Source organism: Planctomycetaceae bacterium, from assembly GCA_039680605.1.
GTDB lineage: Bacteria > Planctomycetota > Phycisphaerae > SM23-33 > SM23-33 > JAJFUU01.
The window spans coordinates 1-19,164 of the sequence record JBDKTA010000065.1; the positions used below are offsets into that span (position 1 = coordinate 1).

The window sequence follows — 19,164 nt, forward strand, 5'->3', positions numbered from 1 at the left end:
GACCAACTGGACTGCCGACTGCTTGAACTCCAGCGTGTATCTGCCGCGTGCCATCGTGGGCTCCTTCTGTTGCCTGAGGGCTCTTATATTACCCTCTCGGCGCGCCCACCGTTCGTGGGGAAGCCCAGTGCCGATACAGTAGGTCACTCACATCTATTCTTTCTGCGTCGTCTGACAACATCGCTTCACCTACCTCTGCCCCTTCTGCAACTTCTTCCTCCTCATTTCCTTCCCCTGCCGCAGAAGAATCATCCTCACCCCCTTCATCACCCTCTCGGACGATCTTGTCTACGAAGACGCCATAGTACTCATTGCCCGCATCGTCGTATTGAACGTTTACCCATCCGAGAATTCCAATGTGCTCCATATCTCTCAGGGACAGGATGATCTCCTTGAAACCCTCTTTCTGGGCCCATACGTAAGCATTCCCGCCTGAATCATCTCCTAGTCTGAGCTGAAAATACGCCTGCCCATCAAGTGTGATATTTTCCGCACCGTAGTAGGTGCAATCGGGAATGCATACATCCTCCTCCCACAGTTCTTCTCCAGTAAGCTCGATGTGTCGAAGTGTGACTTCTTCAGCCATGGTCGTTCTCGCAAGACCAGTTGCTCACAAATTGCTCTTAGCACAGAGATCGAAGCTATCCGTTTCACCCGTTGAAGTTGCGATTCTATCTTCTCCAGTGGACATGTCAACACCGTATCTTGCTGACTCATCCCCAGTTTTGGTTGAGAGGGGCAAAGAAAAAGGCGGCGCCTTCCCGATGATTCCGTTAGGTAAGACGGAGCGCGCTCCAGGAACAACCTGGAAAGGAAGGCACCGCCATGGATCGCACGGATGCGATCGCTTGGGTCGTGTCGTTCTGCGCTTCTCTTCGGCTGTCCCAAGCCAAGACCTTGAGTGAGTTGTCGGTGGCCGGTTATCCGGAGTTATCCGGAGACATCCATGAGCAAGTCTGTGTCAAGACTCTAGCGGGCGAATCTTAGCGGGCGTGCCCACACATTCATTCGGCGTCATCCCTTCAGGGAGCGCCAGTATTCTTCGTGCGTCGCCGGCCTCAGTCACCATAACGAGGTCGTCTTCGGGGCTGGGGAGCAAGGGACGACCGAGCGCGGTCTCGAGCTTTTTGACGAATCCCCCCGGCCCCAGCGGTCTGCCTGTATTCTCGCTGCGGCGGATCGCCTCGGCAAGGGGTTGCTCGTCCTTTTCACCCCAAAGGTATTCCTCCCACGATTGTCTCCCTGACCACTGTCGGTTGGGATCCGTCATGCGCGGCGCCGCAAACGCGCGGGGCAAGTTCCGCCGCTAACGAATCGCACAAACGTTTGCCTTTTCTGACTGCTCTTAATCCTCTTAATCTTCTTAATCTTTTCCCAATCCCGCTCTCCCCGTTGCCGCTATAATCTGCGACCATGAACCATCCGCAGGCATATTCGGCGATCCTGAGCCAGGTCGTCAACGGCGAAGACCTCTGCGCCGAGCAGGCGCGTGCGGCCTTTGGGGCCATCATGGACGGGCTGTGGAGCGAGGCCCAGATCGCCGGGCTGCTGGTGGCGATGGCGGTCAAGGGGCACACCGTTGACGAGATCGCCGGGGCGGCCACCGCCATGCGAGAACACGTCACGCCCATCAACGCCGGGGGGCGCGACGTCGTCGACACCTGCGGCACCGGCGGAACGGGCATCAGCACGTTCAACATATCGACGGCCGCCGCCCTCGTCGCCGCCGGGGCGGGCGTGGCGGTGGCTAAACACGGAAACCGCACCCACACCCGCGCCAGCGGATCGGCCGATGTGCTGGCCGCGCTGGGCGTGAATATCCAGGCCTCGGCCGAGACGGCTGCCCGCTGCCTGCGCGAGGCGGGCGTGTGCTTCTGCTTCGCGGTGACCTGCCACCCCGCCATGCGCTACGCCGGTCCGGTGCGCAAAGCCCTGGCCGTGCGAACGATCTTCAACCTGCTGGGCCCGCTGACCAATCCCGCCGGCGCGCGGCGGCAGGTCATGGGCGTTTTCGATCCGGCGCTGACCGAGACCATCGCCCGCGTGCTGGCGTCGCTGGGCGCGGTGCGGGCGTTCGTGGTGCATGCCGATGACGGCCTGGATGAAATCTCCACCACCTGCCCCACCCGCGTCAGCGAACTGCGCGATGGACACGTCGTCACCTGCACCGCCGAGCCGGACGACTTCGGGTTTGCCCGTTCAAAGAGCGAAGACCTGCTGGTGACATCGGCAGCCGAGTCGGCCCAGGTCATTCAGCACGTGCTGGCCGGCAAGAAGGGCCCCGCCCGCGACATCGTGCTGCTCAACGCCGCAGCCGCCATCGCCGTGGCGGATAAAGCCGACGACATCGGGGCCGCCGTCCCCATCGCCGCCCGCTCCGTCGACTCCGGCGCCGCTGCCGCCGCATTGGAAAAACTCATCGCGGTCAGCAATTCGTAGCGGTCACAGACGGCGTGCCCAGGCGTCACGCGGGACGCTGCTCAACTCGTTTCAATCAGGGTTTCCGCCCAGTCGACGACGCGCTGGGCGACGGCCAGGGCCTGGTGGTATTGCGGTTCGGTGACCGGAACCTCGCGCTGGTAGGGTTCGCCGGCGCCGATCCGCTCCAGCGACGTCACATGCTCCATCGCCTCGGCCGCGGCTGCGTAGTCAGGCACGCGGCGCAGCAGTTGGGAGAGGTCCTCGTTGTCGTTGAAAGCAACGTGGTAGTGTATCAGCACGGCCCGCAGGGCATTGATGGCGGCCTGGTGGGCGTGGTCGCAGAGGTTCTCCAGCAGCACGCCTCCGGCCCCGGGCGAGATGCGGGCGAACTCCAATTCCTTCTGCGCCAGATCGAGCCAGTGACGATGTTCCTGAAGCAGTTTCGCCGCAGGCATGGCAGCCCCCTTTCGCGGTATTATAGCAGCGACTAACCCGAAGACTACATGAACCGCAGAGATCGCAAAGCACGCAGAGAAGCAGATGGCTAAAAACAAGAACATTCAATGTTGCGGCCGGCGTGACCGGAGAAAACAGGCTGTCCATGTGAGCGACTTGCCAGCCTCTGCGGGCTCTGCGATCTCCGCGGTGAAATATCCCGGCTAATCGGGAAACTGCATGAACCGCAGAGATCGCAGAGTACGCAGAGAAGCAAATGGCTTAAAACAAGACCATCTAACGTCGCCATCGGCGTTAATCCGGAAAGACAGACTGTCCATGCGGCCCGCTTCCGTAAGTGTCCGTAGGTCTCTTCGCTCAAAGCACCTCTGCGGCCTCTGCGATCTCCGCGGTGAAACATCGGGGCTAACAGCGGCATGCATACAGGAGCCCGTGCGACTCATGGGCAAGAGCCCATGCTACGGTCTATTCCCAGGGGAAGTCTCTGCCGGTCAGGGCGGTGTAGGCCTCGATGTACTTGCTTCGGGTAGCCTGGACCACTTCGGCGGGCAGGGCCGGGGCCGGGGGGGTGCGGTCGAAGTGAATGTCATCGAGGTAGTCGCGGACGAACTGCTTGTCGAAACTGGCTTGCTCGCGGCCTTCCTTGTACTGGTCGGCCGGCCAGAATCGCGACGAATCGGGGGTGAGGCATTCATCGACGAGGATGATCCGGCCGCTCTCGTCAAAGCCCCACTCGAACTTGGTGTCGGCGACGATGATGCCTCGCTGGGCGGCGTAGTCGCGGGCGCGGGAGTACAGGGCGATGGACTTGTCTCGAAGCTGCGTCATCACGTCGCTGCCCACGAGTTCGCAGGCCCGTTCGAAGTTGATGTTCTCGTCGTGTTCGCCCAGTTCGGCCTTGGTGGCGGGCGTGAAGATCGGCTCGGGCAGCTTGGAAGACATCTTGAGCCCTTTAGGCAGGGCGATCCCGCAGACCGTGCCGGATTTCTGGTATTCCTTCCATCCGCTTCCGGCGAGGTACCCGCGCACCACGCACTCGATGGGCACGACCTTGGCGCGGCGGCAGAGCATGAACCGCCCGTCGAGCTCGTCGCTGCGGCAGTCCTCGGGCAGGTCCTTCATGGCCGCCGAGATCACGTGGTTGGGCGTCACGTCGGACAGCAGGTCGAACCAGAACAGGCTGATCTGCGTCAGGACGCGGCCCTTGTCGGGGATGCCGTTGGGCATGACCACGTCGAAGGCGCTGATGCGGTCGGTGGCCACCAGCAGCAGTTGCTCGGGCAGGTCGTAGATGTCCCGCACCTTTCCCGACCGCTTGGGATAGTGTCCGATGGAGGTTGTCAGCAAGGCGGTGCTCTTCATAGGGGTACCCTTCTACCGCCGCCGGCGCGGCAGGTCAAGAGCGCACTCAGCGCCGGGCGGTCCACAGGGGCGGGCTGAGGTACTCGATGATGCCTATGGCCATCGCCGACGCCAGACGCCGGCGATGGTCCGCCCGGTCGAGATCGGACGCGTCGGTGCTGTTGGAAACAAACCCCATCTCCACCAGGACCGATGGAATCCGCGGCTCGTTGATCACGCGGATCGTCTTGGGATGGCGCCGGATCCCGCGGCTGGCCAGGTTCAGCGACGCCATCTCCCCGGCGATGGCGGAGGCGGCCGTGATCGATGCGGAGGAAGGGCTGCGTCCGAGGTAGACCGTGAAGCCCGAGGCGCTGCTGTTGGCGGCGGCGTCGGCGTGGAGGCTGAGCATCAGCCGCGCGCCGCTGCGGTTGGCGATCGCCACGCGATCGGCAAGCGGAATGAACGTGTCGTCGCTGCGCGTCAGGATCACCTCGACGTTCTGCGCTCGCAGGACAGACGCCAGGTCCAGCGCCACCGCCAGCACCACGTCCTTCTCGCGAACCTGCCGGTGCTGACCGGCCACGCCGTAACCGCCGACGGCGCCGGGGTCCTTACCGCCATGGCCGGCGTCGATGAGCACCGGACCCAGTCGCGGACCGCTGTACTGCAGCTTGATCGGCGGCGACAGACGCGACGGCGCCTCCGGCGCCACCAGCGCCCGGCGCGGGCGCGACGTCGTACGCAGCGCCCGAGCCAGGTCCTCATCCAGGCCCCGCGGCAGAAGGAGCGAATCGCCCTTCTCGTGCGGGCTGATCTGCCCGCGGTACGTCAGCGGCCGCCCGTTCACCAGAACCGCCCCGCCGGGGTCGACCACCAGCGTCACCAGGTTGCCCGAGGCATCGCGAAGCATGGCGCTGTAGGCCGATGCGGAAAGGACTCGCAGCTTGAGATCGGCGGCCATCGTCTCCAGCGGCACGTACTCGCTGGTCGGGTCGACCAGGTCGCTGGGGCGCCCCCACATGCTGTCCCACCGCTGGCGGTCGGCCTCGGTACAGCCGCACGCCGCGGCGGCCAGCAGGACGACAATCGTAAGATTGCGGATAGCATTCACCGGCAGACTCTCCGCGTAGCCCCCGCCCTTCGTTTCGACCATGGCACCACAAACCAGCCGGCGTGTCAAGGCGGCGAATCTCGCAGGTCATGAAAGAACTTGCCCGGCGATCGCCAGAGCCCGCTCGATATCCTGCTCGTCGACTTCCAGGCACGTCACGGCCCGGCAGGAATGGGGACCCAGCGCCATGATCCGCACGCCGGCCTCGTCGAGCCTGGCAGCCAGGTCCGCGGCGGGCATGGTGGTGATGTCGAAGAAGACGATGTTGGTCTGGACGCTCTGGGGGTCGAGTTTGACGCCCGGCAGGGCCGCCAGCCCGCCTGCAAGTTTCCGGGCGTTGGCATGATCTTCCGCCAGGCGCCGGCGATTGTGTTCCAGGGCGTACAACGCCCCCGCCGCGATGATGCCCACCTGCCGCATGCCGCCGCCGAAGAGTTTTCGCACGCGTCTCGCCTGGGCGATGAAGTCCTTCGTGCCCGCCAGCGCCGAGCCCACCGGCGCGCCCAGGCCTTTCGAAAAGCACACGCTGACGGAGTCCACCTGCCCAGCGTAGTCCGCTTCGGATACGCCGGCGGCGACGGCGGCGTTCCAAAGCCGCGCGCCGTCCATGTGGATCTTCATCCCGCGCCTGCGTGCCTCGGCCGACACGCCGGCCAGCGTCTCCAGCGGCCAGATGCTCCCGCCGCCGCGATTGTGCGTGTTCTCGAGGCACACCAGCGACGGCTGGGGGAAGTGTACGTTCGCCGGCCGGATCGCCGCGGCCAGTTCATCGGCGTTGAAGATTCCGCGCCGGGCCTCGATCAGCCGCATCGTGACGCCGGAAAGCGCCGCCGGAGCGCCGGCCTCATAGTAGTGGCAGTGGGCGTTGGCGTCGGTGACGACTTCGTCGCCCGCACGCGTGTGGCAGCGTATGGCGATCTGATTGGCCATCGTCCCCGAAGGCGTATAGAGAGCGGCCTCTTTGCTGAGAATCTCGGCCGTCTTCTTTTCCAGAGCGATGACGGTGGGATCGTCGCCGAGCACATCATCGCCCACTTCCGCCGCCGCGATGGCGGCGCGCATGGCCGGGGTTGGTTTGGTAATCGTGTCAGATCGCAGGTCTATGGGCATTTCAATTTCCAATTTACAATTTCCAATTTCCAATTGAGAAGAACCTTCACGCCGGGTTCTTCCTGGCCTTGGCGACCCTTCTTGCTTTGGCGGTCTTTTCGGACGCTACAACAATCGAGATGATCTCTCGTCCTTCCTTGATCAGGTCGCTGACAAGAGCATCCTTTGTCAATTCGGCCTCTTTTGCCATGACGATCCAGAAGACGGATTCATCCGCTTCCTCTTCAACGATGCCGAGCTTGTTGAGAAAGTCTGCGTAGCTTCTTCCTGCACACGCGGCGTGATAATTCGCCGCGGCGCTGGTTCCGCATCTAATCAACTGATTAGCCATGATCTTGCCCGTAATGGTCTTTGGAAATGACTCGGCAAGGCGTATGCACCGCAGCGCGTATGCCCGCAGTCTCTTCTTCATTTCATCAGGCGTCATGGTCGCCTCTGTTGTTTAATGTTGTTAAATTGGAAATTCCAAATTGGAAATTGGAAATTACTCCAAACCCTTCTTCATCTCATCAGGCGTCATAGGGCACCCGTTGTCAATGTTGTTAAATTGGAAATTCCAAATTGGAAATCGGAAATTATTTCAAGCCCAGCACATCCAGCATGTCATACAGCCCCGGCTTCTTGCCGGCCAGCCACTGGGCGGCCCGCAGGGCGCCGCGGGCGAAGTTGTCTCGGGTGTGGGCAACGTGGCCCAGGGTGATCGTCTCGCCCAGGTTGCCGAAATGCACCGTGTGCTCGCCGACGGTGTCGCCGACGCGCAGGGCGTGCATGCCGATCTCGCCGGGGTTCCTGGGGCACTGCCCGCCGCGACCCAGGACGGCGACCTCGCCGTATTCCTTGCCCGTGACGGCACAGATCGACTTGGCCAGGGCGATCGCCGTCCCGGACGGCGCATCCTTCTTGAAGCGATGGTGCGTCTCGGAGATCTCGATGTCATAGTCGCCCCCCAGCGCCGCGGCCGCCTGGGCCACCAGCTTGAGCAACACGTTGACGCCCACGGACATGTTGGCCGCATGCACGATCGGGATCGTCGCCGCCGCGTCGGCGATCTCGGCGCGCTGGCTATCGGTCAGACCGGTCGTGCCGATGACCATCGCGCAACCCCGCTCGCGGCAGACCCGCAGCCACTCCATCGTGCCCTCGGGCAGCGAGAAGTCGATCAGCACCTGCGGCAAGGCCGCCATCTCCTGCGTCACCGCCAGGCCGAAATGCCCCACGCCGGCCAATTCGCCGACGTCGGCTCCCAGCGCCGGTTGACCGGCGACTTCGACAGCCGCCACGATGTCGAACTGCTCCGACTCGATAGCCAGCGCCGCGATGCGCCGCCCCATGCGCCCGCCCGCGCCCGTGATAGCGATTTTGATCATGGCATCGTCCTTTCGGCTTCACAAGTAACCGAAGGCGGCATCGAAATCAACGCCGGGCCGCCGCGCCGGGGGTGACCGATCTCTGGCAGATGAAACCTTACCACAGAGGCACAGAGGGCTCTGAGGCAACAACGAAGAAACAACCTTGCCACAGAGCCCACAAAGAGCACAGAGAAGAGGCGAAGAGTTCCGGGGATCAAATAGCCGCTGAGGTCGCTGGGGTCGCAGAGGAAAGAAGTAGTTTTGTCTTCTTACATCCTCAGCGTCCTCAGCGACCTCTGCGGCTTAATCGTTCGGCGGCAGTAATCGCACTCTGCAATAGGTTGCGGGCCAAGCCCGCGCTGGGTTCTCTGTGGCAAGGGTCATTGCTGCCGCGGCGCCGGAGGGGCGTTTTTGATTTGCTCTGGCCGCGGCCAAGGGCTATCGTTTAGGGCTTCCCATGGCAGCCGACGCGAACAAAGATCTGCATTCCGTGCGCGACACGGTCGAGAGCGTGTGGGTGGCGATCATCCTGGCGTTCGTGCTGCGCGCGTTCATGGTCGAGGCGTTCGTGATTCCCACCGGCTCGATGGCCCCGCGGTTGATGGGCGAGCACTGGGACCTGACGTGTCCCTCGTGCGGGCTGCAGTACCCCTTCGGCTACAACGAGCAGCTCTACGGCGGACCGCCGCGGCGCGGGCAGGACGTCACGCCGATGAACGCCGCCTGCCCCAGTTGCCGCCACCCCTACGAGTCGCGCGACCTGGTCAACAACGGCGACCGCGTGCTGGTGCTCAAGTATGTCTACCCGTTCCGCTCGCCCGAGCCCTTCGACGTGGTGGTCTTCCACAACCCCCAGAGCAACGAAGACAACTACATCAAGCGCCTCATCGGCCTGCCGGGCGAGACGATTGAGCTGGTGCATGGCGACGTGTTCGTGAACACCAAGGATCCCACCAAGGCCGCCGACTTCGCCTCCGGATGGCAGGTCCGCCGCAAGCCCCCCCGCGCCCAGGAGGCGATGTGGGAGGTCCTGTTCGACAACGACTTTCGCCCCAGTCCGCAGTGGGCCGGCGATGAAAACTGCCCCAAATGGGTTCTGCCCGACGCCGGCGGCGCGCGCTGGAAGGTCAATGCCCAGGAGCACGTCGATACCCGCACGCTGGCCTTCACCGGCGGGGCTCCCCAGACGCTGACCCTGTCGGTTCCGCGCAATCACTTCAAGCCCGTCTACGGTTACAACCCGCAGTTGCAGAGCGACGCCTCCGACCTGTACCCCGAGGCCGACGTCAACGGCGACCTGCGCCTCTCGGCGGTGCTGATCGGCGGCGGGCAGTCGCAGGTGTCGCTGGAGATCGCCACGGTGTCGCAGGAGTTCCGGGCTGTCATCGACACCGGCGGCAGCGTCGAACTCTTCCGCCGCGAGCGGGACGCGGCGTCATGGGGTCAGCCGTGGCGGCGGGCGAGCATCGGAGCGATCTCGAGCGGCCAGGGGCAAGCCATTTCGCTCGCCCACGCCGACTATACCGTCACCGTCGACGTGGCTGGCAAGTCCGTCATCCGCGCCGAATACGAGGCGCCTTACCAGCGCCTCATCGAGCAGCTGGCCCAGGTGCAGACGACGCCCGCCGATGCCCAGAGGCTGTTCCCGACGCCGAAGATCTCGATCGAAGGTTCGGGCGAGGCGTTCTCGCTGCTGCACGTGCGCGTCGACCGCGACGTGTACTATGTCTCGCGCAGCCTGGACCTGGACGATCCCAGGGAGATAGCGATTAATCCAGTGCTGATGCAATACGCCCAGAGCCCGCCGGTGCGGAAGGAGATCGAGCGGTTCCCGGCCCGAAACGGCAGAGGCTATCTCGGCTGGGGCGTCACGGGAAGGGCGATCACGCTGCACCATTACCCGGACAACCCGGACCTCGACTCCTTCTTCGTCCTGGGCGACAACAGCCCCGCCAGCCTCGACGGGCGAGCGTGGATCAAGGCGGCCCCGACGCTGAAGCTGTGGAAAGATCCCCAGAACCCCGACGAGGCAGGGCGAACCCCGCTTTACCAACTGGGCACGGTCCCGCGGTACAGCATGATCGGCAAGGCGATCTACGTATACTGGCCGGCGGGATATCGACCGCCGGGATTGCCTTCCTTGCCAATCCTTCCCAATGTCGGTAAAATGCGGCTGATCTATTGATGAGTTATGCACAAGCGTACCCAAGCGGCCACGGCCTTTGGGACGTGTTCGCGACAGCGCGAATGTTTGAGGATCGCTACAGTTGAATGAGGCCGGCGCCGTTGAGGCTTTAGGGCGGCAGTGCCCGATAAGCCTATAGTAATGTTGCCTTTACGTTGTTTACGATAATCATTGGCGATTTTATTGCCGGCGGCATGAAGATTGCTTAATCGGCCCCGGCGAGACCGCGACGAGGCAGAGGGATGGCGGCAGTAAGCCTTCTGCACAGGTTATCCACAGCGATTCCGCCAAGAGCGGAAATCACAGGAATCACCGAATGGTGTTGCTTGAAGCCAAAGGGCTTGTGAAACGGTACGGCGGCAGGGCCGTGGTCAACCACGTCTCCATCCGCGTCAACCAGGGCGAGATCGTCGGTCTGCTGGGGCGCAACGGCGCCGGAAAGACCACGACCTTCCGCATGGTCGTCGGCATGATCAGCCCCAATGCCGGGGCGGTCAGCTTCGACGGGCACAACATCACGCGCATGCCTATGTTCAAACGCGCCCGCCACGGCATGGGATACCTCTCGCAGGAACCCAGCATCTTTCAGCGGTTGACGGTGCGCGACAACCTGATGGCCGTGATGGAGACGATGAACCTCTCGCGGGCTGCCCGCGATGAGCGTTCGGAGCACCTGCTGGACCAGTTCGGTCTGACGCACGTGGCGGGGCAACTGGCGCGCACGCTCAGCGGCGGCGAGCGCCGCAAGCTCGAGATCGCCCGCGCCCTGGTGACCAACCCGGTGATGATCCTGCTGGACGAACCGTTTTCCGGCGTGGACCCCATCGCCGTGCAGGACCTTCAGAAGGAAATCGTCGCCCTGCGCGAGCGGGGCATCAGCATCCTGCTGACCGACCACAACGTCCGCGAGACCCTCACCGTCACCGACCGAACGTACATCATCGACAACGGCAAAGTCCTCCGCGAAGGCCCGCCGGCAGACCTGATCAACGACGAACTGGTCCGCAGAACCTACCTGGGCAATTCCTTCCGCGGCGACGAGTTCTCAGAGTAGCCCGGTGGCATGGCGACGCACGTCAGATTTCCCCGCCAGGGCGAAAACTGCATGAACCGCAGAGACCGCAGAGCACGCAGAGACGCAAGTGGCTCAAAACAACGCCATCTAACATCGCTTGGGCGTTAATCTGAAAAAACAGACTGTCCAGGCGACCCACCTGCGTGGTTCAAAATATCTCTGCGGTCTCTGCGATCTCCGCGGTGAAATATCCCGGCTAGTCGCGATCGCTGTTATAATCGGAATCCGACGGTGACGCCTGCCGGGAAGGCTGCACATCCGCGTCGTTATCATGCACCGTCACATCGGTCCTGCATCCGCTGAGAAAGAGAACCATCCCCACAACCAGAGCCACCGCCAACGTCCTCAAAACGACCATGATACATCCTCCTTTGTTATGGCATGGGCAGCCGGTATCTTCCGGATCTGCGATCGAAGCTAGTCGTCATAGCGGTCGCGCAAGCGTTCGCGCCGCTCTTCTTCTCGCTCGCGGGCATCCTCGAGGCGTTCGCGCCGCTCCTCTCGCATTTCCTCGCGCCGCTCGCGCTGCTCCTCGCGCCAGTCGTCGCGGTCCCAATAGCCGCGGTAGTAAACATACACCCCGCCGTCGCGGCTTTCATAACGCGGCGAAACCCATCGGGTCGTTCCGGTCGGAGGAACCGTCCAGTACCCCGGAACCCAGACGTATTCCGATCCGGTCCAGTCCCAGTACCCGCCGACCCAGGCGTAGTTGGGCCCGGGGCTGGGCGGGACCGCCTCAGAACGAGGCTCCGGCGGCGGAGGCACGTCGTTATACCCGTACGCCGTCGGCGCCGCTGTCGAGCGATAGACCATCGTTCCGCCCGAACATCCCGACAGCAGCAGCATCGCGGCCACGCCCACACCCATAGCCAACATTGCCTTTGAATTGTTCATGAGACCCCTCCCCTGTTAGAGACTGATATTCCCCCGTTTCAACTAATTCTAGCGGCGTTGAGGCACGTGCGTTGGATACAAAGAACCGGATACGACGCCCGTGACAGAAAGGACACGAAGAAATAATCCGCAATCTCAAATCCGAAATCCGCAATCGGTGCGGGTTAGGCCGGTAGAACGCGGAAGGCGTGCGGAGAACCGTAGCCCAGGAGATAGTAGATCGCGCCGTGGATCATGGGGATGATCCCGCCCATGAGGTCGCCGGCAATGAGGCCGATCATGATCGGCTTGAGCCCCTGGTATCCGCGGCTGCCGAAAAGCCGCGTGACGACGAGCTTGATCAGCCATCCCAACAGAAACGAATTGGCCAGCGTCTTGCTCTCCATCGTGCCCAGCACCGCAAAGAGCACCGGGTGGATCGGCCACCACGTGAACCGCATCCGCAAGGCGCTGAAGGCCAGCACCAGCGCCACCGCCACGCCGAAGGCCGTGACGGCCGGCAGATCGGGGCTGGCGTTGAGATAGCGACCCAGCCCAGTGACGGATTGCTGCTGGCGCAGCTCGGGCGTGATGTCGATCTGCTTCTTGAATGCCGCGACGGCGTCCAGGGCGTAAAACGGAACCATCTCGCGCGTCCATTCCTGGTCGCCGGCGCCGACGTTGCGGGCGCCCTTGCTGTACTGGATGTACAGCGTCGCCGGCAGCGCCACCGCCAGCCCCAGCAGCAGCGCCACGACCGCCAGGCGACCGAACCGTTGCGATTGCCCGCCGCGCTTCTCGAAGAGCTTCAGCGCCGTGGCCATGAACGGCATGAGAGACTCGCGCGAGCCGATGAACGCCAGCGTCGAGACCATCATCATGATCGCCAGCGACCGCACATCGATGGCCGAGATTCCCAGGAACCCCAGCAGCACGATGCACGGAAAGTGATACGGGTGGATGAAGAAGGTGCCCGTCTCGGCCACGATGCGCGAGATGACGGTATAGATAATGACAGCCTCGATCGAGTACAGGATCGCCAGCGGCCAGTCCACCCCCGCCTTTGCCAGCAGCAGCACAAAGCACGCGAGGGCGATCAGGAAGAGCCTGGCCGCCCAGACCGCCGAGGGCTGAGTTTCGCGCGACACCGGCAGCAGCAGCGCCCGGCCGAACACGGTCCCGTAGTATCGCCGCCCGGAGAACAGGAGCATCAGGAACAGCCCGAAGAACGCCCCGGCGTGAGCGAACGCGCCGGGGTAGACGGCGAAGAATTTGCCCTTCTCGATGGAGGTGCCCTGGCTCATGAAAAAGGCCACCACCGCCAGGTAAACGTACGGCGCCAACCCCAGTGACAGCGACAGATCCAGCGAGAGGAAAAACGCAAACCCGACAGCGGTCAGGCAGATCGGCTGAATCACCAACCACCACCCGCCGGCCTGGTTGAACTGCGGGAACAACCTCGTGACGGGGCGCCAGTCGACCGACATGGGGATGCTGAACATGTTGACGTTGTACAGGGCGTAGTAGTTGACCAGATGCACCGCCAGCACCAGCACGGCAGCCACCCAGAACACCCTGTTGCGCAGGATCGAGGCGATGTTGCCGTTCTGGTCGGGCATCAGCGCGTCGGCGAAGGTGACGATGGGATAGCGCAGGCGCTCGTGGTGCGACCACTGGCGGTGTACCACGACGGCCAGCGCCATCATGGCCAGGGACAGGCACAGCAGCAGGGGCAGCCAGAATGTCAGCGTGCGCGTCCAGTGCTGCCAGGGGACGTCGGAGAGACCGCCGGTCAGGAAGTCAGAGACGGCCTTGGGATCGGCGTCGGTGAGCATGTAGGAACGCAGGACCTTGATGACTTCGGTGCTCTTCCAGTCGGCGCTTTCGGCGCGATCGTGGGGCAGCATGAGGGTGTTGGTGAAGGAGTGCATCAACCCCCTGCCGGGAATGCTGCAGGCCACCAGCGCCAGCCCCACTACGACCGCCAGTTCGAGCCCGCTGAAGCGGCGATTCGGCCAGAGCACCCCCAGCAGCGGATTGGCCACCACCACCAGCAGGAACAGCGCCCCGAAGACGGAGATGGGCATGTAATTGCCCACCATGAAGGTCCCGTGCAGGACCATGTCATTGAAGAACGTGACGCCGCAGATCAGCGCCGCCAGCACCAGACCCAGAATGACCGACCGTGACGTCATGGCCTCTCAGTTCGCTGCAATCGTCCCGCCAATCAACCCATCATAACGGAAATGGTTTCGCCGGAGTAGCGCAGGTGTCGCCCGCCCGGGCGGGGAACTGCCAAGCCGCAAGCCATGCGGCCAGATTCATCTGATGCGTCCACTGACCGATAAAAGATAAGAAGGGGCGACATGGGTCCCGGCGACGTGTTATAGTTAAGGGACCAAGCCTCAGTGGGAAACAGCCTCATGCCCTCAGGAAAATCGATCGTTTACGCGGCAGCGTTTACGCTGCTGACGCTGTCCGCCGCCGCCCGCGCCGGGCTGGCGCCGGAGAACGTCGCCGTCGTCGTCAACGAAGACAGTTGGGCCTCCAAGGCCGTCGCCAATGAATACGTGTACCTGCGCCGCATCCCCGCCCTCAACGTGATCTACCTCCCCCTGGGCGATCAGCCCAGCTTCGAGATCGTCTCGCTGGCAACCTTCAAGGAGAAGATCCTTCAGCCGGTGCTCGAGACGATCAAGTCGCGCGGGCTGACTGGGCAGATCGACTGCATCGCCTACTCCAGCGACATCCCCTACGCCGTGCGATACCCGATGAGCCCCGGCGCCACCGCCGCCGCCAAACCGCGGATGGGGCTGGGCTCGCTGACCAGTCTGACGTACTTCCACCAGATGGTGCTGGCCGGACAGACGCAGTTCGGCTCGGTGGCCAACAACTACTTTCGCCGCACCGTGCGCACGACAGCGATCGAGCCGCCCAGTCCCCAGCAGCGCCAGCAGATAAGGGACGCCGCGGCGGCGCTGGCGTCGCGCGACTATGCCGGCGGCGAAAAGCTCTTTCGTCCGCTGCTGAAGATCCCCGACGCGCGCGGAACCATGCACTTCGGCCTGGCCTGCTGCCTGGCCGGGCAGAAAAAGAACGACGAAGCGATGGCCATGCTCGCCGCCGCGGCAGGCGAGGGATTCCGCAATCGATCGGCCATCGAGCGAAACGAGATCTTCGCCCCCCTGCACACGCACAAGGGCTGGGCGCCCCTGCTCATGCAGATGGCCACGCCGGCCTTCGACAGCAACGTTTCGACCCAGCCGCCCCAGGCGTTCCGCGCCGGCTACGCCTGGGACGACGAGGGCAACCGCGTCTCGGGCGGCGGGCAGGCCAGCCGGTATCTCCTCTCGACAATGCTGGCGGTGACCAGCGGGCGGGGCAACAGCCTCGACGAGGTGCGAAGCTATCTGCGCCGCAGCGCCGCCGCCGACGGCACCAGGCCCTCTGGCACGTTCTACTTCATGAACAGCGGCGACATCCGCACCCAGATTCAGCTCTGGGCGTATCCGGCCGCTGCCGAGGCCGCCCAGGCGCTGGGCGTGAGGGCGCGGTCGCTCAAGGGCTCGATCCCGAAAGAGAAAGACATCGCCGGGCTCATGACCGGAATGGCGGGCTACTCCTGGCCGAAGGAGGCCCAGGTGCTGCCCGGGGCGTTCTGCCACAATCTCACCAGTTGGGGCGGCGTCCTGGTCTACGGGTCTGAACGCAGCGGGGGAATCTTCTACTCCTCCAGCCAGACGCCGCTGACGGTGCTGATGCGCCACGGGGCGGCCGGCACGTGCGGCACGGTCACCGAACCGGGCGCCACCCAATCCAAGTTCCCCACGCCCTTTTTCCAGGTCATCTACGCCCAGGGGTTCAGCCTGGCCGAAGCCCTGTACCAGACCGTGCAGTCGCCTTATGAATTACTGACCGTGGGCGACCCGCTCTGTCAGCCGTGGGCGCGGGGCACGAAGGTCACGCTACCGGGCCTGGCGAGCGATCGCCCCGTCTCGGGCAAGATCGAACTGGCCCCCTCAGCCTCTCCCGCAGGCGGGATCAAGCAGTTCGAGCTGTTCGTCGATGGGCGGTGGGCGGCTGCGCATGAATCCGGAAAGCCCGCCGTTTTGAACACCAGTGCCGGGGCGGACGGGTATCACGAGCTGCGATATGTGGCTGTCAGCGGCGACGCGGCGGAAACCCGCACCAGCACCCCGGTGCCCTTCAACGTCGACAACCAGGGGCGCAGCGTGCAGTTGTCGGCTGCGGCAAAGACGTTCACGCTGAATCAGACGGTGCGGTTTTCGGTCGCGGCCAAGGACGCCGCGCGGATCTCGCTGACGCACAATGCCCGCCCGCTGGGTGTCGCCGCCGGTCCTGCCGGAACCATCAGTGTTCCGGCGGCGCAGTTGGGGCTGGGGAAGGTTCGCGTGCAGGCTGTCTCGGACGTCGTCACGCCAGGCGGGGCAATGCAGGCGGCCAGTCCGCCGCTGGAGATCGAGATTCTTCCCGAGGCGCCGCTGCCGGCCCAGACGATCGATACCGCCACGCTGACCGCCGGGCTGCTGTTCAAAGCCGGCGCCGAAGCGGCAAAAACCGCTACCACGCTACCGGCGGGGCTCACAGGCCTGGCCAAGACCGGCGGAAACGTCCTGGAGGGCATTGTCGAGGCCCAGCAGAACGGCCTGCATCAGATCCAGATCTTCAGCGTTGAGCCTGCCGTCCTGACCGTCGGCGCGCAGACCTTCGCCCACGGCGGCAGGGGCTGGAGTTTCTTTCCCGTCTCGCTGGCCAAGGGGTTCCACCGCCTGAAACTCACCGGCCCCTTGAGCGGCCGGATCGACCTGCGTTTTGGCCAGGACGGCGCCGCCAGCCTGAGCCCCAAGAACGCCTGGCACGTGCGACAACCGGGCGAACCGGCGGCGACGCAGTGAGCGATTTCGGATTGTCGATTGCGGATTTCGGATTAGATTTCAGATTCCTGATTTGAGATTTGAGATTTGAGATTTGAGTATTTCAGATTCCAATGAAAAACCCCGCCGTAGCGGGGTCTTTCGTTTCGTGCCACAGCCTTCTTGAGGGCTGTGATAACAGGGGCGAAAGCCTCTGCTGCCTTAGCTGCGTTTGCGGCGAATCAAAGCCGCCAGGCCGCCGATAGCCAGCAAGCTCATCGTCGCCGGCTCGGGGACCGCCAGCAATGACCCGATCGTCGCGCCATCGCCATTGTTGAAGATCTGGCCGATTTCGTCGGCAGCCAGTGCCCGGCCCCAGAACGCGATGTCGTCTATGCCCCGCGTGTCGTTCGTCACACTGTTGTGATACAGAGCCCCGGCGCTCCAGTAGTATCCACCGGTCGAAACAAGGCTGGCACTTGCATCCAGCGTGAACGAGTGCGTCACCAGGGCGCCGCTGTAACCGTTCTGGATGCGGAACGTCGCCGTCTGGGCTCCCTGGTCGTAGACGAAGGAGGCGAAGATCCACGGGTTGTTGGTGTAGTCAAAGGGGAGGTTCCCGGTCTGAGCGCTGACGCCATCGCTCACGCGCACATACAGATTACCGTTGTTGGCGGCCGAGATGGTCCAGCCTTGGGCGTTGGTTGCTCCGTTCCCAAGGACCACCGTATTGGTCAGACTAGGTCTGATCCACGCCGTTGCACTGAAGCTAGAACCGAAGCTTGCGGCGCCCTTGATGGTCGGGAAGCCCAGTCCCCCGGCGCCCTGATAAGCGAATCCGCTGAATTTCCCACCCGTAAGACTGATGTTAGCCATGATCGGATCGTCCGAAGCGCCGACCTGATCGGTGGTGACCGTGTCCATAGGCGTATACATGATCAAACCGTCGCTGATCGCTGCATGGGTAGTACCGCACGTCGCCAGAACCAGCCCGAGCCCCAGAATCGCATACGTCATCCTCATTGCCTCGTCCTTTCAAAAAAGTGCCCATACCTGCTCCGGCTGCAAAAGAACCGGAGCCCAATAGAAATATTCCGATACGACAAAACTGCTTCTGTCACAGGCCAGACGTGCCCGCCTCCGTCTCTGCTACCCAACCGCCGAATGATTGGCAGCTTCTCCTAGGGCAATGAACGGGGCACTTAAGCCTGACTGGCGCGATCTTACCACTAAACGCGCGATTTGCAAGCCGAAAATCGGATTTCTCACCAGATCGGACATTCTTCAACCGATGATTTGGCCAAGACAACTAACCACAGTCAATCATGAACCTGCAGTTCAGCCGAAACGATGAAAAGCAACTTGCAGTGTGACAGATACTTTTACCCGCCGGGTTCCTTGCGTGACCAGTTTCTCTGCGGACCCCTTCAGCCCTTGGTCCCGGCGAAGCCGTCGGGGGCCTGCCGTGCCAGGGCCAAAAGTCCCTGCCCTACCCCCGTCGCCATGTCCCCTTGATAACAAAGGGCGCAAAGAAACTCCTGTTACTCTCTTTCTTGTCTTTCTTCGTGCTCTTGGTGATCTCTGTGGCAAAGTTGTTGGTCTTACGGCGTCCTAAGCCCGCTTAGCCAAGGTATAAGAAAAGGGCTCCCGATTGCTCAGGAGCCCTTCGTCTTTTGTGGTTTCATGGGCCTTCGCCGAAGCGATGGACCATTTACCGACTAGTACCGGCCGCGGCCACCGCCGCCACCGCCGCCACCGTAGCCACCGCGACCGCCGCCGCCACCGCCGCCGCCGCCAGGACGCTTGACCTGGGGACGCGCTTCGTTGACGGTCAGGGCGCGGCCGTCGTATTCCTTGCCGTTCAGGGCGCTGATGGCGGCCTGGGCTTCGGAATCGCTACCCATCTCGACGAAACCAAAGCCCTTGCTCTGGCCGGACATCTTGTCCATGATCACCACGGCGCTTTCGACAGTGCCGTGCTGCGCGAACAGTTGCGACAGGTCCGCGTCGTTGACGTTGTAGCTGAGGTTACCGACATACAGTTTCTTGCCCATTGAGGATTCTCCTGCTTCAGGGCTTTGGATCCATATTTTCGCTTTCGTGGATCCATCTGAAAGGGGCTCTCATTCCTGCCCAGGGAGTCAGGAGCGTCTGACGCGAGAGTGTGGCGTGGACTGGCAATACGTCTGGTCCCGTAACAGTTCCCGTCTTTCGACGAACCGAACAAAAGAAGTATAGTCCCTCTTGCGGTTGTACACAAGTTCTTTCTAACGCCAAAGCCACGATAAATTCTTTGACATCCTGCCGCCGGTTTTCTATAGTAACTGGACTAGCCGGTCGCAGAGATTCGGCACTGACTTTGGAGT

15 protein-coding genes are annotated in these 19,164 nt (G+C 63.0%); 4 read left to right on the top strand and 11 right to left on the bottom strand.

Going from position 1 to position 19,164, the window contains the following annotated elements; genetic code table 11:
- Nucleotides 1-88: 88 nt before the first annotated feature.
- Entirely contained in the window at nucleotides 89-586 is a 498-nt protein-coding gene (locus tag ABFD92_19090; protein MEN6506644.1) for a hypothetical protein, read from the bottom strand.
- An 827-nt stretch (nucleotides 587-1,413) separates the two neighbouring features.
- On the opposite strand from ABFD92_19090, the gene trpD reads away from it, so the two are divergent.
- Complete coding sequence (gene trpD / locus ABFD92_19095; protein ID MEN6506645.1) at nucleotides 1,414-2,439, top strand: anthranilate phosphoribosyltransferase; 1,026 nt, start codon at nucleotides 1,414-1,416, stop codon at nucleotides 2,437-2,439.
- A gap of 41 nt (nucleotides 2,440-2,480) precedes the next feature.
- Here the strand turns inward: trpD and ABFD92_19100 are convergent, their stop codons facing one another.
- The 6 genes from ABFD92_19100 to dapB form a co-directional block, all read right to left on the bottom strand.
- Nucleotides 2,481-2,876, bottom strand: a complete 396-nt coding sequence (locus tag ABFD92_19100; protein MEN6506646.1) for a HEPN domain-containing protein — start codon at nucleotides 2,874-2,876, stop codon at nucleotides 2,481-2,483.
- Between the two features lie 466 nt (nucleotides 2,877-3,342).
- Nucleotides 3,343-4,239, bottom strand: coding sequence for a phosphoribosylaminoimidazolesuccinocarboxamide synthase (locus ABFD92_19105; GenBank protein MEN6506647.1), 897 nt, complete (start codon nucleotides 4,237-4,239; stop codon nucleotides 3,343-3,345).
- 46 nt (nucleotides 4,240-4,285) lie between these two features.
- A complete protein-coding gene (locus tag ABFD92_19110; protein MEN6506648.1) occupies nucleotides 4,286-5,374 on the bottom strand; it encodes an N-acetylmuramoyl-L-alanine amidase in 1,089 nt (362 codons plus the stop codon).
- A gap of 45 nt (nucleotides 5,375-5,419) precedes the next feature.
- Nucleotides 5,420-6,442, bottom strand: a complete 1,023-nt coding sequence (locus ABFD92_19115; protein MEN6506649.1) for a GntG family PLP-dependent aldolase — start codon at nucleotides 6,440-6,442, stop codon at nucleotides 5,420-5,422.
- A gap of 46 nt (nucleotides 6,443-6,488) precedes the next feature.
- Nucleotides 6,489-6,869, bottom strand: a complete 381-nt coding sequence (locus ABFD92_19120; protein ID MEN6506650.1) for a four helix bundle protein — start codon at nucleotides 6,867-6,869, stop codon at nucleotides 6,489-6,491.
- A gap of 148 nt (nucleotides 6,870-7,017) precedes the next feature.
- On the bottom strand, nucleotides 7,018-7,809 hold the full coding sequence (gene dapB / locus ABFD92_19125) for a 4-hydroxy-tetrahydrodipicolinate reductase (protein MEN6506651.1): 792 nt from the start codon (nucleotides 7,807-7,809) through the stop codon (nucleotides 7,018-7,020).
- 439 nt (nucleotides 7,810-8,248) lie between these two features.
- Between dapB and lepB the strand changes: the two genes are divergently transcribed.
- Together lepB and lptB are read left to right on the top strand one after the other, a co-directional pair.
- Nucleotides 8,249-9,976 (top strand): signal peptidase I, encoded by a 1,728-nt coding sequence (lepB, locus tag ABFD92_19130; protein MEN6506652.1) that lies wholly within the window; start codon nucleotides 8,249-8,251, stop codon nucleotides 9,974-9,976.
- A 316-nt stretch (nucleotides 9,977-10,292) separates the two neighbouring features.
- On the top strand, nucleotides 10,293-11,030 hold the full coding sequence (gene lptB / locus ABFD92_19135) for an LPS export ABC transporter ATP-binding protein (GenBank protein MEN6506653.1): 738 nt from the start codon (nucleotides 10,293-10,295) through the stop codon (nucleotides 11,028-11,030).
- A gap of 438 nt (nucleotides 11,031-11,468) precedes the next feature.
- Here lptB and ABFD92_19140 read toward each other — a convergent pair whose 3' ends face one another.
- Nucleotides 11,469-11,945: a YXWGXW repeat-containing protein gene (locus tag ABFD92_19140; GenBank protein ID MEN6506654.1), complete on the bottom strand. Its 477-nt coding sequence runs from the start codon at nucleotides 11,943-11,945 to the stop codon at nucleotides 11,469-11,471.
- A 164-nt stretch (nucleotides 11,946-12,109) separates the two neighbouring features.
- Nucleotides 12,110-14,119: a DUF6785 family protein gene (locus ABFD92_19145; GenBank protein MEN6506655.1), complete on the bottom strand. Its 2,010-nt coding sequence runs from the start codon at nucleotides 14,117-14,119 to the stop codon at nucleotides 12,110-12,112.
- Between the two features lie 228 nt (nucleotides 14,120-14,347).
- Here ABFD92_19145 and ABFD92_19150 point away from each other — a divergent pair, with 228 nt between their 5' ends.
- Nucleotides 14,348-16,840: a hypothetical protein gene (locus tag ABFD92_19150; protein ID MEN6506656.1), complete on the top strand. Its 2,493-nt coding sequence runs from the start codon at nucleotides 14,348-14,350 to the stop codon at nucleotides 16,838-16,840.
- Between the two features lie 180 nt (nucleotides 16,841-17,020).
- Here ABFD92_19150 and ABFD92_19155 read toward each other — a convergent pair whose 3' ends face one another.
- Complete coding sequence (locus tag ABFD92_19155; protein MEN6506657.1) at nucleotides 17,021-17,821, bottom strand: PEP-CTERM sorting domain-containing protein; 801 nt, start codon at nucleotides 17,819-17,821, stop codon at nucleotides 17,021-17,023.
- Between the two features lie 695 nt (nucleotides 17,822-18,516).
- The gene (locus tag ABFD92_19160) at nucleotides 18,517-18,852 is read right to left on the bottom strand and encodes an RNA-binding protein (protein ID MEN6506658.1); all 336 of its coding nucleotides are present in this window, start codon (nucleotides 18,850-18,852) and stop codon (nucleotides 18,517-18,519) included.
- Nucleotides 18,853-19,164: the final 312 nt, after the last annotated feature.